Annotated in this window: 19 protein-coding genes; 13 read left to right on the top strand and 6 right to left on the bottom strand. The window is 60.6% G+C overall.

The window, feature by feature from the left end:
- Positions 1-560: 560 nt before the first annotated feature.
- The 5 genes from HX814_RS02640 (at position 561) to HX814_RS02620 (ending at position 6,346) form a co-directional block, all read left to right on the top strand.
- A complete protein-coding gene (locus HX814_RS02640; protein ID WP_177009657.1) occupies positions 561-2,276 on the top strand; it encodes an ABC transporter ATP-binding protein in 1,716 nt (571 codons plus the stop codon).
- Positions 2,277-2,409: 133 nt separating this feature from the next.
- Positions 2,410-3,572 (top strand): IS3 family transposase gene (locus HX814_RS02635; protein ID WP_170041412.1). Its coding sequence is split into 2 segments (ribosomal slippage): positions 2,410-2,662 and positions 2,662-3,572, totalling 1,164 coding nucleotides; the frame shifts between segments, so codons are not numbered across the junction.
- 262 nt (positions 3,573-3,834) lie between these two features.
- On the top strand, positions 3,835-5,172 hold the full coding sequence (locus HX814_RS02630; protein ID WP_177009656.1) for an MFS transporter: 1,338 nt from the start codon (positions 3,835-3,837) through the stop codon (positions 5,170-5,172).
- Between the two features lie 37 nt (positions 5,173-5,209).
- Positions 5,210-5,869, top strand: a complete 660-nt coding sequence (locus HX814_RS02625; RefSeq protein ID WP_177009655.1) for an aspartate/glutamate racemase family protein — start codon at positions 5,210-5,212, stop codon at positions 5,867-5,869.
- A gap of 24 nt (positions 5,870-5,893) precedes the next feature.
- Positions 5,894-6,346: a thiol-disulfide oxidoreductase DCC family protein gene (locus HX814_RS02620; RefSeq protein WP_177009654.1), complete on the top strand. Its 453-nt coding sequence runs from the start codon at positions 5,894-5,896 to the stop codon at positions 6,344-6,346.
- A gap of 53 nt (positions 6,347-6,399) precedes the next feature.
- Here HX814_RS02620 and HX814_RS02615 read toward each other — a convergent pair whose 3' ends face one another.
- Together HX814_RS02615 and HX814_RS02610 are read right to left on the bottom strand one after the other, a co-directional pair.
- Positions 6,400-7,605 carry an MFS transporter gene (locus tag HX814_RS02615; RefSeq protein WP_102605065.1) on the bottom strand — a complete coding sequence of 402 codons (1,206 nt, stop codon included), beginning with the start codon at positions 7,603-7,605 and terminating at the stop codon, positions 6,400-6,402.
- Between the two features lie 77 nt (positions 7,606-7,682).
- The gene (locus HX814_RS02610; RefSeq protein WP_177009653.1) at positions 7,683-9,182 is read right to left on the bottom strand and encodes a PLP-dependent aminotransferase family protein; all 1,500 of its coding nucleotides are present in this window, start codon (positions 9,180-9,182) and stop codon (positions 7,683-7,685) included.
- Positions 9,183-9,259: 77 nt separating this feature from the next.
- Between HX814_RS02610 and HX814_RS02605 the strand changes: the two genes are divergently transcribed.
- Both HX814_RS02605 and HX814_RS02600 read left to right on the top strand, forming a co-directional pair.
- The gene (locus HX814_RS02605; protein ID WP_177009652.1) at positions 9,260-10,933 is read left to right on the top strand and encodes a M24 family metallopeptidase; all 1,674 of its coding nucleotides are present in this window, start codon (positions 9,260-9,262) and stop codon (positions 10,931-10,933) included.
- An 85-nt stretch (positions 10,934-11,018) separates the two neighbouring features.
- Entirely contained in the window at positions 11,019-11,237 is a 219-nt protein-coding gene (locus HX814_RS02600; RefSeq protein WP_003214516.1) for a DUF4287 domain-containing protein, read from the top strand.
- Between the two features lie 28 nt (positions 11,238-11,265).
- Here HX814_RS02600 and HX814_RS02595 read toward each other — a convergent pair whose 3' ends face one another.
- The 3 genes from HX814_RS02595 to HX814_RS02585 all read right to left on the bottom strand — a co-directional run bounded on the left by HX814_RS02595 (position 11,266) and on the right by HX814_RS02585 (position 13,693).
- Positions 11,266-11,769 (bottom strand): DUF2867 domain-containing protein, encoded by a 504-nt coding sequence (locus HX814_RS02595; protein ID WP_102368493.1) that lies wholly within the window; start codon positions 11,767-11,769, stop codon positions 11,266-11,268.
- Between the two features lie 20 nt (positions 11,770-11,789).
- Positions 11,790-12,167: a glyoxalase/bleomycin resistance/extradiol dioxygenase family protein gene (locus HX814_RS02590; protein WP_008438853.1), complete on the bottom strand. Its 378-nt coding sequence runs from the start codon at positions 12,165-12,167 to the stop codon at positions 11,790-11,792.
- A gap of 293 nt (positions 12,168-12,460) precedes the next feature.
- Entirely contained in the window at positions 12,461-13,693 is a 1,233-nt protein-coding gene (locus HX814_RS02585; protein WP_177009651.1) for an MFS transporter, read from the bottom strand.
- 65 nt (positions 13,694-13,758) lie between these two features.
- Here HX814_RS02585 and HX814_RS02580 point away from each other — a divergent pair, with 65 nt between their 5' ends.
- Complete coding sequence (locus HX814_RS02580) at positions 13,759-14,748, top strand: AraC family transcriptional regulator (protein WP_177009667.1); 990 nt, start codon at positions 13,759-13,761, stop codon at positions 14,746-14,748.
- Positions 14,749-14,752: 4 nt separating this feature from the next.
- Here the strand turns inward: HX814_RS02580 and HX814_RS02575 are convergent, their stop codons facing one another.
- On the bottom strand, positions 14,753-15,616 hold the full coding sequence (locus tag HX814_RS02575) for a LysR family transcriptional regulator (RefSeq protein WP_177009650.1): 864 nt from the start codon (positions 15,614-15,616) through the stop codon (positions 14,753-14,755).
- A 107-nt stretch (positions 15,617-15,723) separates the two neighbouring features.
- Between HX814_RS02575 and HX814_RS02570 the strand changes: the two genes are divergently transcribed.
- The 5 genes from HX814_RS02570 (at position 15,724) to HX814_RS02550 (ending at position 18,985) form a co-directional block, all read left to right on the top strand.
- Positions 15,724-16,116, top strand: a complete 393-nt coding sequence (locus HX814_RS02570) for a tautomerase family protein (RefSeq protein ID WP_003214522.1) — start codon at positions 15,724-15,726, stop codon at positions 16,114-16,116.
- Between the two features lie 275 nt (positions 16,117-16,391).
- Entirely contained in the window at positions 16,392-16,841 is a 450-nt protein-coding gene (locus HX814_RS02565; RefSeq protein ID WP_003214523.1) for a MarR family winged helix-turn-helix transcriptional regulator, read from the top strand.
- A gap of 28 nt (positions 16,842-16,869) precedes the next feature.
- Positions 16,870-17,433 (top strand): isochorismatase family protein, encoded by a 564-nt coding sequence (locus tag HX814_RS02560; RefSeq protein ID WP_177009649.1) that lies wholly within the window; start codon positions 16,870-16,872, stop codon positions 17,431-17,433.
- 2 nt (positions 17,434-17,435) lie between these two features.
- A complete protein-coding gene (locus HX814_RS02555; protein WP_008438861.1) occupies positions 17,436-17,765 on the top strand; it encodes a hypothetical protein in 330 nt (109 codons plus the stop codon).
- A gap of 5 nt (positions 17,766-17,770) precedes the next feature.
- Positions 17,771-18,985, top strand: a complete 1,215-nt coding sequence (locus HX814_RS02550) for an MFS transporter (RefSeq protein WP_177009648.1) — start codon at positions 17,771-17,773, stop codon at positions 18,983-18,985.
- Positions 18,986-19,228: the final 243 nt, after the last annotated feature.

Genomic DNA, 19,228 nt, shown 5'->3' with positions numbered 1-19,228 from the left:
TCGACCTCAGATAATAGATGCAGAAATAGGGGTCAGACCACCATTATTGAAAACGTGGTCTGACCCCTATTCTTCTCTTGTGTCTGCGCCGTTTGGGTCTTGCAGCTGGCGATTAACGCGAGCTGCGAAAGCGTGGTGACGTGCCTGACGGGAGAACGGTGAAGGGCTGGTATCAACTGCGCAGTAGAAAATAGAGAACTGCGTCATGAAGTATTTTCTTGGCAAATAGTGGCCCGTGCCGGGAAAGTCACGACGTGACAACGCCATGCGGCAAGTTGATTGGAAAATCCTGAGAGTTCCTGAATTCACGCCCCATGAGGCACAACATGTGAAAATTTATAGAGTAGTCTCATAGAATATTTTTCTCTTTGGGTATGCATAAATAATAGCGAGGCTGGTATTGGAGGCTAGTGTGAACTGGGGTAGCCTGCGCCCAAATTTTTAAATAGGGGTCAGACCACCATTATTGAAAGCGGGGGCTGCCCCTACTCTTCTCTCTCGTGGTACCCAATAACGTTTTGCTTGAACACAATTAACGAGAGCAACTGAGGAGGCGGGTCATGCTTGAGGATTTTAAACACGCACTTTACCGTCATAAGAGGCTGTTCTGGCTAGTGATGGTTATTGTCATCCTATCCAAAGTGGCAACCATAATGCCGGCGATTATCATCGGGCGCGTAGTAGATACCTTTACCCAGCACACCTTGGATTCAGAGACGGCCTTGTATCTGTTGGGGTTTATCTGCGTCGGCGTTATTAACGTTATTCTTATCCCTATTCAGGGGTACTACTTGACCCGTTTTATTCAAAAAGGGCTCAGCGATGTTTCGATTCGATGGGTTCGCGAGATATTCACCAAGCACTTCGACCTGTTCTCATCGATCAATATCGGCAAGATGCTCAAATCGATTGAACGCGGCATACAAGCCAGCGAGCGAATTCTTAACTACGCGCTGATCACTATTTTGCCGCTTTGCATCGAGTTCATCGTGATTTCGGCGTGGCTGGTATGGATTGCGAATATTGTGTTCCTGGCGCTTGTGCTTGCACTTTCCGGCGTCTACCTGGCATTGACCCACTACTTGATCACGTGGCGCCGCGCTCATATCGATGCGGTCAATGACGCCGAAGATGAACAGGCGGGAGTATTTGCAAACACGATTCAGGCGGGTAAACAGATAAGGCTGGAGCGGGCCCAGGAATCGGGGCTGAAACCCCTGTTCGATACGTTTTACCAGTACGCGGATGCCGCCACAAAAGTCGGATATTCCGCTGCGGTACTAGGGGCGTCAAGGGCACTTTTCTTAACCCTGACCAGCAGCACAGTGATCGGGTACGGCATCTTTGTAAGACAGGCTTCGGCGTCCGAACTGACGGTCGGCGACTTTGTCGTCTTGTTTACCTTATCCACGATGTTTTTCAACACGGTGTTCAGCATCGGAGAGGTCTATCGTTTCGCCGATCAATTCTCTTCGGACTACGCCAAGTTTCGATCGATTCTGCGCGAGCAAAGCTTCAAGGGTAAGGCCGAGAGCTTGCCCTTGGATTCTGACAGCTTGATTTACCCCGCCTCCACTGCACTGATCGCCGAGGGAGTTTCATTAGTCATTCAACAGGCCATCGAAGTGCGCCCCGGTGAGCATCTTGCCGTCGTTGGGGCAAGTGGCTCCGGAAAATCAACCTTTGTGGAACTGCTCGTGGGCGTGAAGCAGCGTCCCGGGCTCACCGTCCGGATAGGACAGACCGCGCTAGAGTCAATCGCTGAAGAGGAACATTTTCGGCTCATTCGGTATTGCCCCCAAACTCCGAAGTTTTTATCAGGCAACCTGGCAGACGCTGTTTTTTTTCATGGCTCGTTCAACTCGACATTTAGCAGCGTCGCGGCGCAGCTTAATATCCAGCATCTGTTTGACGAATTGCCTGTTCGAACGATAAATCAAGACGCGACCAGTATTTCCGGTGGCGAAGCAAAAAAGCTTTCGCTTCTACGCGTGCTGCTAAGACCTGGGAATTTCAACATATTCGATGAGCCGACCTCATCCGTTGATCCCCAGGGCGCCTCGTTAATCTGGGATGCACTCTTCACCTGCTTTGCCGATAAAAGTCTGATCTGTGTAACCCACGATTTCACTGTGCTCAATCACTTTGATCGAGTCATCGTCTTCGACACGGGCAGAATCGTTGCAGATGGCAAGTGGCAAGACCTGGTGGCTCTGGAGTCGGTCTCCAACGTCATACGCAAAGTTCAGGAGGAAGAGCCGGTTTCAGGGCATTAAGTTACTGAAACGGCTTTGTACGCTAAGGATGAAATAGGGGTCAGACCCCTATTCCTCTCAGGTCGCGTATGTAGTGGTCTAATGAAATCGGACACCCATTTAGGCGAGAATGCTCGCCAGAACGAGGTGTCAGATGACCAAACAACGCCGTACCTTTTCCCCTGAATTCAAACGCGAGGCTGCCGACCTCGTTCTCAAGCAGGATTACAGCTTCATTGAGGCCAGCCGCTCGCTTGGTGTCGGGGAGTCGGCTTTGCGCCGATGGGTCGACCAGGTGCAGCAAGAACGCACGGGCGTCACCCCGCAGAGCAAAGCGCTGACCCCGGAGCAGCAGAAAATCCAAGAGCTGGAAGCCCGAATTACTCGCCTTGAGCGGGAAAAATCGATCTTAAAAAAGGCCACCGCGCTCTTGATGTCGGAAGATCTCGAGCGTTCGCGCTGATTGACCAGTTGAGCATCCACGAGCCGGTTGATTGGCTGTGCAAGGTGTTTGAAGTGACCCGCTCGTGCTACTACGCTCGGCGTCTCAGGCGCCGCACACCAGATGTAGAACGCCTTCGATTGCGCAGTCGGGTGAGCGAGTTGTTCACCCAAGGCCGCAGTGCTCCCGGTAGCCGTAGCATCATGGCCATGATGCAGGACGACGGCGAGCAGATCGGGCGATTCAAGGTACGCAGCCTGATGCGCGAGCTGGAGTTGGTCAGCAAACAACCGGGATCGCATGCTTACAAAAAGGCGACGGTCGAGCGGCCCGACATCCCTAATATTTTGAACCGAGAGTTTGATGTGCCCGCTCCTGACCACGTCTGGTGTGGCGATATCACTTACATCTGGGCTCAAGGGAAATGGCAGTATCTGGCGGTTGTGCTAGATCTTTTTGCCCGCCGTGTTGTGGGTTGGGCGTTGTCGGGAAAGCCGGATGCCGACTTGGTCATCAAGGCCTTGGACATGGCTTACGAGCAGCGAGGGAAGCCTCAGGGTTTGCTGTTCCACTCCGACCAGGGCTCGCAATATGGAAGCCGGAGTTTTCGCCAGCGCCTTTGGCGATATCGCATGCGTCAGAGCATGAGCCGGCGAGGAAATTGTTGGGATAATGCGCCGATGGAGCGGGTGTTCAGGAGCCTGAAAACCGAGTGGATACCGACCATGGGCTACGCGACGGTCCAACAAGCTCAGCGGGATATCAGCCATTTTTTGATGCACCGGTACAACTGGATTCGACCGCACCAATTTAATGGTGGGCTGCCACCGGCTCAGGCCGAGAAAAAACTTAACGTCGTGTCCGGGATTAGTTGACCACTACAGTAGGTCTCAATACGGGACGGAAAAGGGGGCATTTATTTTTGATCTAATAAATGCCCCCTTTTCCGTTGTGGTCCTTGCGTAGAAATCACCCACCCCTTCCCTGGATAGCTCCCCGCCTTACCTGGCCCAAATCCTGCCTGCATCACTCCCACCCAGTCGCTACTGACTACGCGGACGACTCTTTTGAGCCCCGCCGCCCAATCCCCGCCCCCGATAATCAAGCATCCCCTTACCACCGCCGAGGCCTTCCCCCATGACGAGCCCATCCACCGAACAGGTCAGCCCCCAAACCCTGCGCAGAGTGATCATCGCCGCCGGCATCGGTAATTTCGTGGAGTGGTTCGACTTCGCCGTCTACGGTTTTCTCGCCACCACCATCGCCCAGCAATTCTTCCCCAGCGGTGACGCCAGCGCGGCGTTGCTGAAGACCTTTGCGGTGTTCGCGGTGGCCTTCGCCTTCCGGCCCCTGGGCGGGATTTTCTTTGGCATGCTCGGCGACCGGATCGGGCGCAAACGCACGCTGGCCATGACGATTTTGCTGATGGCCGGCGCCACCACGCTGATCGGCCTGCTGCCCACCTACGCCGCCATCGGCGTGGCGGCGCCGATTCTGTTGTCGTTGATTCGCTGCGCCCAGGGCTTTTCCGCCGGGGGCGAATACGCCGGGGCCTGTGCCTATCTGATGGAGCATGCGCCCAGTGACAAGCGCGCCTGGTATGGCAGTTTTGTGCCGGTGTCGACGTTTTCTGCGTTCGCTGCGGCGGCCGTGGTGGCGTACGCCCTGGAGGCTTCGCTGTCCGCCGAGGCAATGGGCAGTTGGGGCTGGCGCTTGCCGTTCCTGATCGCGGCGCCGCTGGGGCTGGTGGGGCTTTACCTGCGCTGGAAGCTGGATGAGACGCCGGCCTTCCAGGCGGTGAAGCAGGAGCACGCGGTAGCGCACTCTCCCCTCAGGGAAACCTTGCGCAACCATGGTGCGGCGATCTGTTGCCTGGGCGCTTTTGTGTCGCTCACGGCGTTGTCGTTCTATATGTTCACCACCTACTTCGCGACGTATCTGCAGGTGGCGGGTGGCTTGAGTCGGGCGGTGGCGTTGCTGGTGTCGCTGATTGCGCTGATTTTCGCGGCGGCGATCTGCCCGCTGGCGGGGTTGTATTCGGATCGGGTGGGGCGTCGGGTCACGGTGATGACGGCGTGTGTGTTGTTGATTGTGGTGGTGTACCCGTCGTTCCTGATGGCCAGTTCCGGGTCGTTCGCGGCATCGGTGGTAGGGGTGATGTTGCTGGCGGTGGGCGCGGTGCTGTGTGGGGTGGTGACGGCGGCGTTGTTGTCGGAGACCTTTCCGACACGTACGCGGTATACGGCTTCGGCGATTACCTACAACATGGCGTACACGATCTTTGGCGGTACGGCGCCGTTGGTGGCGACGTGGTTGATCAGTACCACGGGCAGCAACCTGTCGCCGGCGTTTTATCTGATTGCGGTGGCGGTGCTGGCATTGGCGGGCGGGTTGGCGTTGCCGGAGACGTCACGGATCTCGCTGCATGAGGTGGGCGTGGAGGAAAAAGGCGCAGCGCCGGTGTTGTCGCGTTAAAGTCGGCGGGTGTTCAAAAGTGCCGGAGACCTGAGCGATGCGTATTACCTGCCTGCATACCGCCGAGAGCAACATTGCCGTGTTTGACGCTGCCGCAGCAGCGCTGGGGATCGGGTCACGGGTGTTGCACCATGCAGTCCGGGCCGATCTTCTGGCAGCGGTCGAACGCGCGGGTAAGCTGACCGCAGGCATAGCCGAGGAAACGCAGCTGGCGCTGGTTGCCCTGGCTCAGCACTGCGATGCAGTGGTGCTCACCTGTTCGACCCTGGGCCCGGTGGTTGAACTTGCCGGTACTCACACCCCGGTGCCGATTTTGCGGGCAGATGAAGCGCTGGCATTCGCGGCGGTTCAAGCTGGCGGGAAGGTGGTGGTGTTGTGCGCTGTCGAAACCACACTCGAGCCGACTGCTCGCTTGTTTTACCAGATGGCCCAGCACACCGGGGCGTCGGTGGAGGTGCAACTGGTTCCGGGGGCATGGGCGATGTTCAAGGCGGGCGACCTGCACGGCTATCTCGCGACCATCGCCAAGGCTGCGGACCGTGCCTATATGGACGGCGCGTCTATCGTGGCACTGGGGCAAGCGTCCATGAGCGAAGCCTCTTCGCTTGTAACGACGGGCCCTGCTCCACTCACCAGTGCATCGACGGGGCTGCGGGCAGCGCTGAGTCGTGCCGAACGCGGGTATGATCCAGGCTAACCCGGCCCGACTGGACCCACGCTGATGCCCGCCTCCCACACCCGGCCTACTCCCGCACCACTCCTCAAGCCCGGCGAAACCGTGGTGCTGTTCGACGGTGTGTGCAAGCTGTGCAACGGCTGGGCGAGGTTCCTGATTCGCCACGACCACGACCGACGTGTGCGGTTGGCGGCCGTTCAGTCGCCCGAAGGTCAGGCGCTATTGGCCTGGGCCGGGTTGCCGCTGGATCAGTTCGACACCCTCGCAGTGATCCGCGACCGGCATTACTGGGAGCGTTCGGAGGCGGTGTTCGAAATCATTGCGCAACTGCCTGCCCGCTGGCGCCCGTTGCTGGTGCTGCGCGCCATCCCGCGCTTCCTTCGGGATTGGGCTTATGATCGCATCGCGCGTAATCGCTATCGGCTCTTCGGGAAATACGACACCTGCCTGTTGCCGGATCCGGATCATGCGCGGCGTTTTTTGAAGGGGCCGCCATGAACACCTGAGTTTGGCTTACTCACCTGGGCAGGCGTGGAGGATAGGTAAAGCACTCACTCCCCGCGTCCAGTGTCGTAGCGTTTGGAATAGGAAGCCCCCATCAGATAGAAGCACCCACCCGCCACGATAAACGCCGCGAGCATATAGAACATGAAATGCGCCGACTGCGTTGCCAGGGCAAACCCGCACAGCACCGGCCCCAGCGCACCGCCGAGGCTGGACAGGTTTTGCGCGCCGTAATACATGCCGCGCAAGTGCTCCGGTGCAATGCGGTCGATAAACATGTACTCGGCCGGGAAGACGATGATTTCGCCCACGGTGAATATCGCCACGGCCAACGCCCAATGCAGCACGGTGGTGGACAGCGCAAAACCGACGACGCCCAGCAGAAACAGGCTGAAGCCCGCCGTCAGCCATTGATTCAGATGCTCGTTGGTAATGCGCTTGCCCACGATGTACTGCAGGCAGATCACCACGGTCGCATTGACCGCCACCACCGAGCTGATGACCCGGTAGGTAAATTCCGGCGTGCTCGTGGTCACCAGGTATTGCGAGATGTAGCCGGTGAACTGGCCGAACGCCACGGCGCTCAACGCGCCGCCCACCGTGAAGCAGACCAGGCGATAGTCCTTGAGCAGAATGCGCCCCACCGCGACGAACGACACCGGGGCATTGGCCGGGTCGGCGGAGCTGAGGCTCCTGTCGCCCCACACCATATAGGTCAGGAAGAAGCCCATGCCCAGGATCGCCGACACCAGGAACGGCAGTTTCATATCCATGTGCGCGAGCCCGGCGCCAATGAACGGCCCCACTGCGTAACCAATGTTGATCAGGGTGTAGCGCACCGAAAACACTTTGCCGCGTTCGGCTTCCGGCAGCAGTTTGCCAAACGCGGCCTTGACCACGATATCGATCACTGAATAGGCGAAGTTGAACGACACCAGAAACAGGAAAAACAGCCACAGGTGCGACGTGACGCACATGCCGATGAAGCCGACGGTGAAAAACCCCGTGAAGCTGAGGATCAATCGGTAGCTGGAGATTTTGTCAGTCAGGTAGCCGCCGTAAAGGCTCAGCAACGAACCGACGAGCATTGCACCGCCCACCACCAGACCGATTTCGCTGATGCCCAACGTGAAGTTGGATGACAGATAAATCACCATATACGGCAGGGTAATGGCGCGCCCCAGGGTCAGGAACAACGCAGACGACAGCAGCAGATTGACCGAAAACGGGTAGTGTCTGAAGGCAGCGAGCATCAGCGTCGGTTCCTGTTATTGGCAGTATCAAAGGCTAAGTAACATATCCTTACACATCCACCTTTGAGCCGGCTTAATTATTTAGCCGCGCCCCCAATCGCCCGTGAAGCCTCAGCCAAACGCTGCGTAGCGACGCGGATTTCCTCCGAATTGAGCGAGGCGAAGCCCAGGCGCAAGGCATTTTCAGGATGATCAAACGGTGAAAACAGGCGACCGCTGCGCACCACCAGGTCCAGCTCCAGTGCTTTTTCGGCCAGTCGGTCGACGTCGATTGAGTCGGCGAACTTTACCCACAGCGCCAGCCCGCCTTCGGGTTCCTGCACAGAGATCTGCTCGCCAAAAGCTTCCAGCAAACAACTGAGCAGGGTCTCCCGACGCCGACGGTATTCCCTGGAAACCCGCCGCAGGTGCTTCTTCAATTCGCCATCGTTGATCAGGTCCGCGAGCATCCGCTGCATCACGGCATCGCCCTGGCCCAGGCTCACCGCCGCCGTACGTTCGAGCACTTCGATGAGGTTCGACGGGGCAACGATATAGCTGCAACGGAAGGTGCTGCCCAGGGACTTGGACAGCGAGCCGATGTAGATCACATGACGCTGGGCGCTGTCACTGGCCAGGGGCAAATAGGGCCGTCCGGCAAAGTGGTATTCGTGGTCGTAGTCTTCCTCGATGATGCAGAAGTCATGCAGCCGGGCCAGTTCCAGGAGCTGCTGGCGACGTCCGGCACGCAGGCTGACGGTGGTAGGAAACTGGTGATGGGGGGTGACGTACATCATCCGTACGTCATGCAGGCGGCACAGCTCGGCGAGCTGGTCGACCCGGCAACCTTCGTCGTCCAGGTCCACGGTGACCAGTTGCGCACCCAACTGGCGGAAAATCTCCCAGGCCGGTGGGTAACTCAGGCGTTCGACCACCACCACATCACCGGGTTTGAGCAACGCGCTGGCGGTCAGGTACAGCGACATCTGCACGCCTTGAGTCAGGCAAATCTGCGGCGCGCCGACCGTCAGGCCGCGATTGTGGCGCAACATTTCGGCCAGGGCGTTGCGCAGGTACTGGCCGCTGCCTTCGCTGCCATGGCGCACGGTGTTGGTGGTAAAGCTGTTGCGCAAGGCATTGCGGTAATAGCGGTGCAGCACGGCTTGCGGCAGCAAGCGATGGTCACAGGCACCATTGTCAAAAAACAGCGCGCCGGGCCGGTGTTGCAGGGCTGTCACCTGTTCGCCTGGGGTGAAATAGGCCGCCGCAGGCGCCTCCCGCAATGCCGGGGCAAACGACTTCGGGGCGCGGGTGGCCGGCACCGCGCCTGTCGCCAGCTGCGAACTGACGAAGGTGCCGCGACGTTGAATGCTGACCAGCCAGCCCTTGGTCGCCGCCTCCTCGTAGGCAAGGATCACCGTCTTGCGGTTGACGTCCAGCAGTTGCGCCATCTCCCGCGTGCCGGGCAACAGCGCTCCGGGGCGCAGGCGGCCCTCGACAATCGCGCTCACCAGGCCCTCGACGATCTTTCTGTAGGACGCCTGCGGCTGCTCCCCATCGAGTTTGAGCAGCGGGCGCCATTTGCGAAGCTGGACCATATGAATTATCCAAAACTGGAGGTTCTCCTGGTCCTAGTCTACCGCAACAATCGAGCCTCAATTGCCCCGAGGTGTTTATGCAAAACCGCCATGTCGTTGAATTGTTGCCCTCGGGCAAATCCTTCGAAGCTGCCGATCAATTGCTGCTCGACGCCATGCTGGCCAGCGGTCTCGCCGTACCCTTTTCCTGCCGGCGCGGCGCCTGCGGGTCGTGCAAGGTCAAGGTGGTGTCGGGCCAGCACCGGGAAAAGCTGCGCACACCCGACACCCCTGCCCCTTCTTATCCGCTCGCGGCTGACGAGATGTTGCTGTGCCAGAGCCATGCCTGCAGCGACATGCGCCTGGAAATCCCCGGCTGGTCACTGGACACGCCCGCGCTGGAAGCCAGCGCACAGGTGATCAGCAAACGCGCGTTGAGCGCCGACATCGTCGAGCTGGTGTTGCTGACTGCCCAGCCACTCGAAGTCCGGGCCGGCCAGTACCTCAGGTTTCGCCTCGACGATGGCGACAGCCGCTGTTTCTCCGTGGCCAATCTGCCCGCGCAGGACCAAGGCCGGTTGGTGTTTCATATTCGCCAGGTCAGCGGCGGCCTGTTTTCCGAACGCATCCTGCCGACCTTGCAAGTGGGTGATGCGGTGAAACTCGAAGGCCCCGTGGGCGCCTGCACCTGGCAACACGACGATGAACGCCCTGTTGTGCTGTTCGCTACCGGGACCGGTTATGCCGGTATCAAGCCCTTGTTGCTGACGGCCCTGGCCCGCCAGGCCGAAGTCACCCTGTATTGGGGTAACTCGGCACCGGCGGACTTCTACGACGTCGAGTTTCTCGAACGGGCCAGCCAGGCCCATCCACGCTTTCTCTGGCATCGGGTTTTGTCGGCAGACGCACGCGTACAGCAGGTCGCGCTGACACAGCCCCATGACTGGGCCGAGAGCCAAATCTACGCCTGCGGCAATAGCACGATGATCAACCAGGCCCGCGAAGCCTGCCTGGCGGCGGGTGCGCAGGCGCATCGTTTTGTCGCCGAAGCCTTCGTCCCCAGCGGTGCATTGACGCCAGCGGAGTCGCTCAACACGCGGCACCCGGTGCTGGAAAAAGTCGGCCCGCGCTACTCGCTGGACGGCATGCTCGCCGCCCGCGAGCAAACGGTCAGGGCCCTGGCCGCCATCGCCGATCAATTGAAAGTCGGCATGACCACGGCGCAAGCCCTCGCAATGGCCAGTGAGACATTGCAGGCCATGGGCGCGTCTCACACCTGGCATCCCACCTATATCCGCTTTGGCGAAGACACCGTCCGCACACCCCGCCAAGGCATCGACCTGCTGCGCAAGCTGCGGCCCACCGATATCGCCGTGGTGGACCTTGGCCCGGTGTGGGATGGCTATGAAGGCGACTATGGCGACACCTTCGTATTCGGCGAGCACCCATTGCATGACGCTTGCACGAAGGCCCTGCATGAAGTGTTCGACGAGACCCGCGATGCCTGGCACCGCGGGCTGACCGGGCGCGAGCTGTACGACTTCGCTGAGGGTAGCGCCCTCTCCAAGGGCTGGCGCCTTGAGCGCAACCTGGCCGGACACCGCATCGCCGACTTCCCCCATGCCCTGTTCGGGCAGGACAAGCTGGCTGAAGTCGAGATCGTACCGAGCGAGATGGTCTGGGTGCTGGAGATACAGATCTGCCATCCCACACAACCGGTCGGGGCGTTCTTCGAGGATATTCTGATTGGCGAGGCCAACGGGGGCGTGTAGGGACGGGCCGTACGGTGGATCCGGTGAGTCCAGAGCGGTAACGTTATCCGGGCATTATCACCTCAGCAAAAAGGGAGTTTGCATCATGACCGACGACACAAAAACAAAAGGGCCAGCGTCGTACTTCCCCTCCATCGAAAAAAACTATGGGCAACCCATTAGCCACTGGCTGGATCTGCTCAAGGCCGCCAGTTCCAGGAAGCATATGGAGCTTGTGGCCTTGCTCAAGACTGAACACGGCATGGGCCATGGTCACGCCAATGCGTTGGTTGCGTACTTCTTGGCGGCTGAAAAAGGCAATTGATCCACCTCCCGGCGGGCGGTGAACGTGCCTACCCGCCGGGCGTTGCGGCTGTCTCTTGCAGCGTTCGTTCAAGTCGTCGTAGGTGAGCATTCACAATGAGTTTGTGCGCTGGCCCCACTGGCAGCATGTAGAGGCGCCCATAGGTGTTATGGGTGACAACCGACGAGGTGATCGTGAGTACACGGTCAGCGATTGAAAGGCAGATCATCACATCCAGGTGCCGGTCACGCTCGGTCAGCACCAGCATGTCGGGCGCGCTGCGTTCCACCAGGAAGAAGTCCAGCCGGTCGCCGACCTGCACAGCCTCGCGCAAGGTGCCGGAGAACCCACCGATGCGCTTCACACCAAACAACGAGGAAATGGCATCCCTGATTCGGAAAGCCACCTGCATCAACGGCCCCGGTTCGCCGGTCATGATGTTCCAGGCATCCAGCGCGGTGATTTCAGTAGGCAGCGGGGCTGACCGGGTGTCGTAGTAATCAAGCTCTGACGGTGCACGCAGCGTGTGAACAACATCGGTAGTCGTCAACATTATCTTCCCTGATTGCTCGGTTAGAGCGGCTGACCTACATCAATACGATTCCCGTCCGGGTCTTCGAACACAAACGCCCGCAACCCGTAATCCTGATCCTTGAGGCGCTTGATGATCCTCGCCCCATGCTGCACGCAAGCGGCGTGCAGCCTGTCGACATCGTCCACCATCAGGTGGGCAATCGTGAACGCGGCGGCTGGGTGGTTGGGTTGCAAGGTCAAATGCAGCTCGCCCTGGTCGCGCTGCAGAATCATGAAGCCGATCGGGTTTCCATTTTCGAAGGCTTTCGTAAACCCCAGGACCCTGGTGTAAAAATCATGGGCCCTGCCCATGTCCTTTACGGGAAGCGTTACTGCAATTCGTCCGAAACGGACGCCATGATCAACGACTGCGCTCATCGCAGAACCTCAACGTGCAAGCACCATGACACCTGCCAGGCGGTGCTGGTGAGTGTGAAGCGCCTTGCCAAACCTGAAGGAGCAGGACGGTGCCTGCGAGGCAGAGGTTATTTTGCGCAGCTACTGAAGTAAAGAGAGATACGAGGGTCGCTGCAGGTCAATGATCAGCAGGCGGTCGTTCAGCTACGATTGCTCGGAGTCGGAACTGAGCCCAAAACCAGCAGGATTGAACAAGCGGACTGAAGGGGGCGAAGCGCATGCGTTTATTCTCGCCCCCTGCCTCTAACACGGCTTCAGAGATGAAACGCCGGCCCCGCCTCTGCACCTTGTGGAGGCGCTTCAACCTTCACCTTCAGCGCAATCAACAGTGCCGCCAACAGCATCAAGATACCTGCCGCGACAAAGACCCCGCCGATACCACTGAAACTGAACATCGCGCCGCCTGCCGCCGCACCGGCGGCAATCGCCGACTGCACTGAAGCCACCACCATGCCCCCGGCGCTTTCGGCCTGGTCAGGCACTGCCCGCGCCACCCAGTTCGACCAGGCCACCGGCACCCCGCCAAACGCCAGGCCCCAGAGCATCAATAACCACACCTGCCCGGTCACGGTTGCCGGCAACAGCGCCAGAGCGAGCGCTGCAACACCCACCAGCGCGGGCATCAGCACCAATGTTCCACGCGGCAGACGCACCAGCAGCCAGCCGGCCAGCAGCGTGCCGGCAAAGTTCGCAACACCGAATCCCAGCAACATCAACGCCAGCCCCTCGGCATCGACGCCAGTGGTGCTTTCCAGGAATGGCCGGATATAGGTGAACAGCGCAAAGTGCCCGGTGTGCACCAGCACGCACCCCAACATGCCCACGGCAATGCCCGGACGCAGCAGCACTTCCAGCACCGTCCTCAAGCGGGCGGTCCTGCGGGGTGCGAGCGGCGGCAGGGTGAACAGCTGGAACACCAGGGTCACGCCGCCCACTGCGGCGGCGGCGAGAAACGCGCTGCGCCAGCCGTACAGCCCACCCAAAAAGCTGCCCAGCGGCACCGCCACGACAGTGCCCACCGCGATGCCGCTGAAGATGATCGACAAGGCACGCGGCAGCAGGGCCGCCGGTACAAGCCGCATCGCCACCGCCGCCGCCATGCTCCAGAAGCCACCCAGGGCGATGCCCAACAGGATACGCATCAGCAGCAACACCGTGAGGCTCGACGAGACCGCCACCAGCAGGTTGGAGCAGATCATCAGTGCGCTGAAGCACAACAGCACCACGCGCCGGTCGATCCCGCGGGTCAGGCCCGGTACCAGCAAACCGGCGAACAACGCCACCACCGCCGTGACTGTCACCGCCTGCCCTGCCAAGGCTTCCGAGACGCCGAGTTCGGCCGCCATCGGCGTCAACAAACTGGCCGGCAGGTACTCCGCCGTGAGTAATCCGAACACGCCCATCGCCAACGAAAACACCGCCATCCAGGCCGGTGTCGCGGGCGCTACATCTGCACCGGTTACGGCGTCACACACACAACTGCTCATCACTGGTCACCCTCCAAAAGTTATCGCGACCGCCAGTCTAGGTACGCAGGACAGGATGATCTATGATGCAAAATCTTGAATCCTTTACCGAAACCCCGAAAATGATGCCTCCAGAACCGTTCGACGTGTCCTCTGACCTCATCAACGAGCTGTTGCGCGGCATGCGCCTGCGGGGCGTCGAGTACCGCCGTATCCAGGCCGGGCCGGCGTTTGGCCTGGGCTTTGCGGCCAAACCCGGGCATGCGTACTTCCACCTTGTCGCCGCCGGCGGCGTCACCCTGCGTACCGAGGACGGCACGCAGTACGAACTGACGCCGGGCAACGCCGTGTTCATCTCCCACGGGGGCGCCCATCAGTTGCTCTCCAGCCCGGAGGTGCCGGTGCAGGACATCCACAGCTTCAACGCCGCAGCCCTCGGCGATGCGGTGTGTGCCGTGGATGCCCGCACCGATGCAGGCGTGGCTCAAAGCACCCTGCTCTTCAGCGGCTGCATGGAGTTTGAACTGGGGAGTTTGCACGGCCTTGGCCGCCTGATGCCGGACCTGATGCTGATCGACGCCAAGGGCCAACGTTATCCGGGGCTGATGCCGATCCTGGCGGCCATGGAGCGTGAAGTCAGCAGCGCCCGCATCGGCTTCGCCGGCATTCTGGCACGCCTGGCGGACGTGGTGGCGGCCATGGTTGTTCGGGGCTGGGTCGAATGTGCCTGCGGGAATGCGTCCGGCCTGGTGGCCGCGCTACGCGACCCGCGCCTGGCCAAGGCCCTGCTGGCGTTGCATCAACAGCCTGGGCGCGACTGGACGGTGGAAGAGCTGGCGGCGCAGTGTCATACCTCGCGCTCGGTGTTCGCCCAACACTTTCAAACCACGATCGGCACGCCACCGTTGCGCTACGCCACCGAACTGCGGATGCGCCTGGCCAGCCAGTGGCTGACGCTGGAGCGGCTGCCCATTGAAACCGTGGCGCAGCGCCTTGGCTATAACTCCCAGGCCGCGTTCAGCCGGGCATTCAAGCGCGTTACCGGGCAGCCGCCGGGGGCCAGCCGGCGATCTTGAGCCGCTAGGAAAAGTGCGTGATCAACATTTCTCGCACTGCACTGACCAGCGAAGCCTCGCCCGGACGCGGCGGTAACAGGCTGAACTCGACATCGGGCAGCGCCGGAAGCGTTTGAATCGACCGGCATGCCTCGGCCCCGGCAGGCACGGCCGAGCTGTTCAGGCACGCCACGCCCAGCCCCGCCAGCAGTGCCGATTGCAGGCCCGCCACCCCGGACGCGGAATGCGCAATGACATACGGCACCCCGCGCGCATCCAACAGGTCGATGGTGAACCGCTGCAAGCTGCAATCCTGGGGAAGTACCACCAACGGCAGCGGCGCCACGAGTTGGTGCTGTGCGTCGAACCCACTGAGTGCCACCCACCGCAGGGCCTCTCGTCGTACGGGAATGCCTTCGGGAAGGCTGCGACCATCGAGGATGCGCATCGACAGGCCAATGTCGAATTCGCCGCTGTTGGCGCCCTTTTCGATTTGCAGGCTCTTGCGCACCGAAACATGCAACCGAAGCTGCGGATATCGCGTGCGCAAACCCTTCAACATGCCCGCGATGGCGCTCGGCAAAAAATAGTCGGTGATGGCCAGGCGCAGTTCGCCGCTCAAGGTCACGCCGCGCATGTCCTCAAGCACGCAGTCACTCAGCGCGAGCAATTCACGCGCATGTGCCAGCAGGCGCTCTCCGGCAGGTGTGGGGCTCACGCCTTTTTTGCCGCGCTCCAGCAGCGTCACGCCGGTGAAGGTTTCCAGCTTGCGAAGTTGCTCACTGAGCGCGGACTGGGAACGGCACAGCTTGGGCGCGGCCGCCGAAAGGCTGCCGGATTCCAGGATGGTGACGAAGGAGCGCAGTTGCTCAAGGTCAAAGGGGCGCATGTCTAACCTGCGTTTTTTCCGATAGATATCATTATATCTTCCCGTTTTTCAGATCCGAATAATTTTCTTAATCTGGCACCTCACCCTACCCTTACGAGGAATTCGCCATGCCAGGCATCACCCTGAAAATCTCCGGAGAACGCAATCCCGAACTGGTCCGCCAGCTCGTCCCGCAGCTCACTGCACTGACCTGTGAAGTGCTCGAGAAACGCCCGGAGCAGACCTTGCTGATTCTCGATTTTGTGCCGCACGACCAGTGGTTCATTCATAACCGCTCGCTGGCCGAACACGGGCGCAACGCATTCCGCCTGGAAGTCACCGTGACCGATGAGACCAACACCAAGGCGCAAAAGGCGCGTTTTCATCGTGAGGCCTACACGCTGTTGGCGGAGTTGATCGGCAACCTGCACCCGCACTCCAATGTGCACATCATCGACTGCCGGGCCAGTGCCTACGGCTATGAAGGGGTGACTCAGGAGTACCGCTATCAACACACTTGATAGGCCGGGAAAAAGCCGCGCATGCATGTCGATCAGGTCAATGCGCGGCTCATCAAGTCCGTGAACAGTTGCAGAACCCGTTCATCATCCACGTCCAACAATCGGTCACCCACATAGCATTCGGTCTTGCACCATCCCGGTCCATGAACGACAGCACGCCCAGCCGCGACACCAGGTAACGCCCCGGCAAAAGGACCGTCGACGCGGGCTTTTATGACAAAAATTTCATACAGCTAAACTGTACAGTTTTTCTGCACGCATGCTAACGTCCGGGCATGAACAAACCTTCCATCACCTCCGAAACCCAATCCGCCGCCCTGGCTGCCGAGCTGCGCATCTCCCTGGGCAAGCTGATACGCCGGCTGCGGGAACAAACCCATCCGAACGATTTCACTTCCGCCCAGAAGTCGGTGCTGCTGCGCCTGGACCGAGACGGGCCCAGCACCGTCTCGGCCCTGGCCCGGGCGGAGAGCGTGCGGCCGCAGTCCATGCGCATCACCGTGGCCGGGCTGGAAACGATGAAAGCGATCAGGGGCAAACCCGACCCCAGCGATGGGCGCCAAACCCTGATCGAGCTGACTCCCGGCTTTCGTAAGCACCTGATCGCCAGCCGGGCAGCCAAGGACGATTGGCTGCTGCGGGCGCTGCAGGAGCAACTGTCTGCCGAAGAACAAGCTGAACTCGCGGCAGCGGTAAAGCTGCTGGAGCGCCTCGCCGACTTTTGAGCCACTTCTATCCGTTCGAGGACCTCCCATGGCCGTCACCTTGCTGGATCCCAACACCGCGCTGATCATCGTGGACTTGCAAAAAGGCATCGCCGAATACCCGTTCATCCACCCCATCGGCGCCGTGGTGGAACGCTCCCGTGCACTGCTCGACGCGTTCCGCGAGCGCGGCATGCCGGTGGTGCTGGTCAACGTCACAGGCTTCGCCCCCGGGCGTACCGAGCGGCCACGGCGCAGCGATGTATTTCCACCGGGATGGGCCGACCTGCTGCCCGAACTCGATCAGCAACCCGGCGACATTGGGGTGACCAAACGCACCTGGGGTGCCTTCGCCAGCACTGATCTTGAGGCGCAACTCAAAGCACTCGGCGTGACTCAACTAGTGATCACCGGCGTTGCTACCGGAACCGGCGTGGAGTCCACCGCGCGCCAGGCCTACGAGGCCGGCTTCAACGTGACCCTGGCCGTCGATGCCATGACCGACGCGAACGCCGAGGCCCATCACTACAGCCTGAACCAGATATTCCCGAAGCTGGGGGAAACCGGCACGGCGCAAGACATCATCGGCTTGCTTGAAACAAGGGGTGCGTGACGATGCAATGGCATGAGCTGGTGTCTTATTTCTTCGGCGGCGTATTGCTCGCCAACGCGCTGCCCCATTGCCTCAGTGGCTTGATGGGCCAGTCCTTCCAGACGCCGTTTGCCAAGCCGCGCGGCCAGGGGCGGTCCTCCTCGACGCTGAATGTGCTCTGGGGTTTTCTCAACCTGGTGATCGGCTACGTGCTGGTCTGCCGGGTTGGGGACTTCGACCTCAAAAACACCGCTGATGTGCTCGCCCTCGGGCTCGGGGCCTTGGCCCTGAGTGTTTTCCTGGCGCAGCATTTCGGGCGCTTCAACGGTGGTCATTCCTCAGGGCCGGTGTGAGTTCGATGGGCATTTTCCGCTCGCTGCGCAGCGTCAACTACCGCATTTGGGCCGCCGGCGCCCTGGTGTCGAATATCGGCACCTGGATGCAACGCACGGCCCAGGACTGGCTGGTGCTGACCCAGCTCACGCCGCATAACGCGTCGGCCGTCGGCATCGTCATGGCGTTGCAGTTCGGGCCGCAATTGCTGTTGCTGCCCTGGACCGGCTTCGCCGCCGATCACTACGACAAGCGCAAGCTGCTGATGGTCACCCAGGGCGTGATGGGCGTGCTGGCGCTGATGCTGGGGGTGTTTACCCTGACCGGCATCGTGCAGCTGTGGCACGTGTATGTGTTCGCGTTTTTGTCCGGCTGCGCCTCGGCCTTCGATGCACCGGTGCGGCAGATATTCGTGGCGGAGCTGGTGGGCGAAGCGGACCTGTCCAATGCCATCGCGCTCAATTCCACCTCGTTCAACATGGCGCGCATGATTGGCCCGGCGGTGGCCGGCGTGACCATCGCATCGGTGGGCACCGGCTGGGCGTTCCTGCTCAATGGCGCGAGCTTTTTCGCGGTGCTGGCCTCGCTGTTTCTGCTGCGGGTTTCCGGCCTGCACACCAGCCTGCGGGCGCTGCGCACCAAGGGCAGCCTGACTGAAGGCCTGCGCTATGTGTGGGCGCGGCCGGACCTGATGGCGATCCTGATCATGCTGTTCTTGATCGGCACCTTCGGCATGAATTTTCCGATCTTCATCTCGACCATGGCCGTCACCGTGTTCCACGCCGATGCCCGCGGCTATGGCCTGCTGACGTCGACCCTGGCCATCGGCACCGTTGCCGGGGCGCTGCTCGCAGCCGGTCGCGAGCGGCCACACTTCAAGGCGTTGTTGATCGGCGCGCTGGTGTTCGGGGTGGGCTGCACGCTGGCGGCGATTGCCCCGAACTATGGGTTGTTCGCCGGGGCGCTGGTGATCATCGGCGTGGGCGCGCTGACCTTCAGCAACACCACCAACAGCCTGATGCAACTCACCACCGAACCTTCCATGCGCGGGCGGGTAATCGCCCTGCGGGTGGGCGTGGCCCTGGGCGGCACACCGATTGGCGCACCGATTGTGGGCTGGGTGGCCGACCATCTTGGGCCGCGCTGGGCGTTGGCGGTCGGCGCGGCCTCGGGCATCCTGGCGGCCGGCGTGGCGGTGTACACCATGACGCGCAAGCTGGATCGGCCTAAAAATATGTGATGGGCAACACAGCTCCCACAGTTGATCTTCGCAGGCTCGCACAGTTGATCGTTCCCACGCTCTGCGTGGGAATACATCCTGTGACGCTCCGCGTCACCATTGCGCAGGACTTGAACCTTGCATCGTCAGCTGGACGCAGAGCGTCCGAGGCGGCATTCCCACGCAGAGCGTGGGAACGATCATCTCGATCCGACAAAATCCTGCGTAGGAGCTGTCGAGCTTCAGCGAGGCTGCGAAGAGGCC

It is taken from the genome of Pseudomonas sp. C8002, from assembly GCF_013385765.1.
Classification (GTDB): domain Bacteria; phylum Pseudomonadota; class Gammaproteobacteria; order Pseudomonadales; family Pseudomonadaceae; genus Aquipseudomonas.
Note: the sequence above shows the minus strand (reverse complement) of the source record. Positions and strands in the feature narration are given on the sequence as shown.

Bases quoted from the DNA above. Each gene is read 5' to 3' on its own strand.
- HX814_RS02615 (WP_102605065.1), bottom strand. From the start codon at position 7,605: ATGCTCGCTGCCTTCAGACACTACCCGTTTTCGGTCAATCTGCTGCTG.
- HX814_RS02630 (WP_177009656.1), top strand. From the start codon at position 3,835: ATGACGAGCCCATCCACCGAACAGGTCAGCCCCCAAACCCTGCGCAGA.
- HX814_RS02610 (WP_177009653.1), bottom strand. From the start codon at position 9,182: ATGGTCCAGCTTCGCAAATGGCGCCCGCTGCTCAAACTCGATGGGGAG.
- HX814_RS02620 (WP_177009654.1), top strand. From the start codon at position 5,894: ATGCCCGCCTCCCACACCCGGCCTACTCCCGCACCACTCCTCAAGCCC.
- HX814_RS02640 (WP_177009657.1), top strand. From the start codon at position 561: ATGCTTGAGGATTTTAAACACGCACTTTACCGTCATAAGAGGCTGTTC.
- HX814_RS02605 (WP_177009652.1), top strand. From the start codon at position 9,260: ATGCAAAACCGCCATGTCGTTGAATTGTTGCCCTCGGGCAAATCCTTC.
- HX814_RS02580 (WP_177009667.1), top strand. From the start codon at position 13,759: ATGCAAAATCTTGAATCCTTTACCGAAACCCCGAAAATGATGCCTCCA.
- HX814_RS02575 (WP_177009650.1), bottom strand. From the start codon at position 15,616: ATGCGCCCCTTTGACCTTGAGCAACTGCGCTCCTTCGTCACCATCCTG.
- HX814_RS02570 (WP_003214522.1), top strand. From the start codon at position 15,724: ATGCCAGGCATCACCCTGAAAATCTCCGGAGAACGCAATCCCGAACTG.
- HX814_RS02550 (WP_177009648.1), top strand. From the start codon at position 17,771: ATGGGCATTTTCCGCTCGCTGCGCAGCGTCAACTACCGCATTTGGGCC.
- HX814_RS02585 (WP_177009651.1), bottom strand. From the start codon at position 13,693: ATGAGCAGTTGTGTGTGTGACGCCGTAACCGGTGCAGATGTAGCGCCC.
- HX814_RS02625 (WP_177009655.1), top strand. From the start codon at position 5,210: ATGCGTATTACCTGCCTGCATACCGCCGAGAGCAACATTGCCGTGTTT.
- HX814_RS02560 (WP_177009649.1), top strand. From the start codon at position 16,870: ATGGCCGTCACCTTGCTGGATCCCAACACCGCGCTGATCATCGTGGAC.
- HX814_RS02565 (WP_003214523.1), top strand. From the start codon at position 16,392: ATGAACAAACCTTCCATCACCTCCGAAACCCAATCCGCCGCCCTGGCT.
- HX814_RS02595 (WP_102368493.1), bottom strand. From the start codon at position 11,769: ATGTTGACGACTACCGATGTTGTTCACACGCTGCGTGCACCGTCAGAG.
- HX814_RS02590 (WP_008438853.1), bottom strand. From the start codon at position 12,167: ATGAGCGCAGTCGTTGATCATGGCGTCCGTTTCGGACGAATTGCAGTA.
- HX814_RS02600 (WP_003214516.1), top strand. From the start codon at position 11,019: ATGACCGACGACACAAAAACAAAAGGGCCAGCGTCGTACTTCCCCTCC.
- HX814_RS02555 (WP_008438861.1), top strand. From the start codon at position 17,436: ATGCAATGGCATGAGCTGGTGTCTTATTTCTTCGGCGGCGTATTGCTC.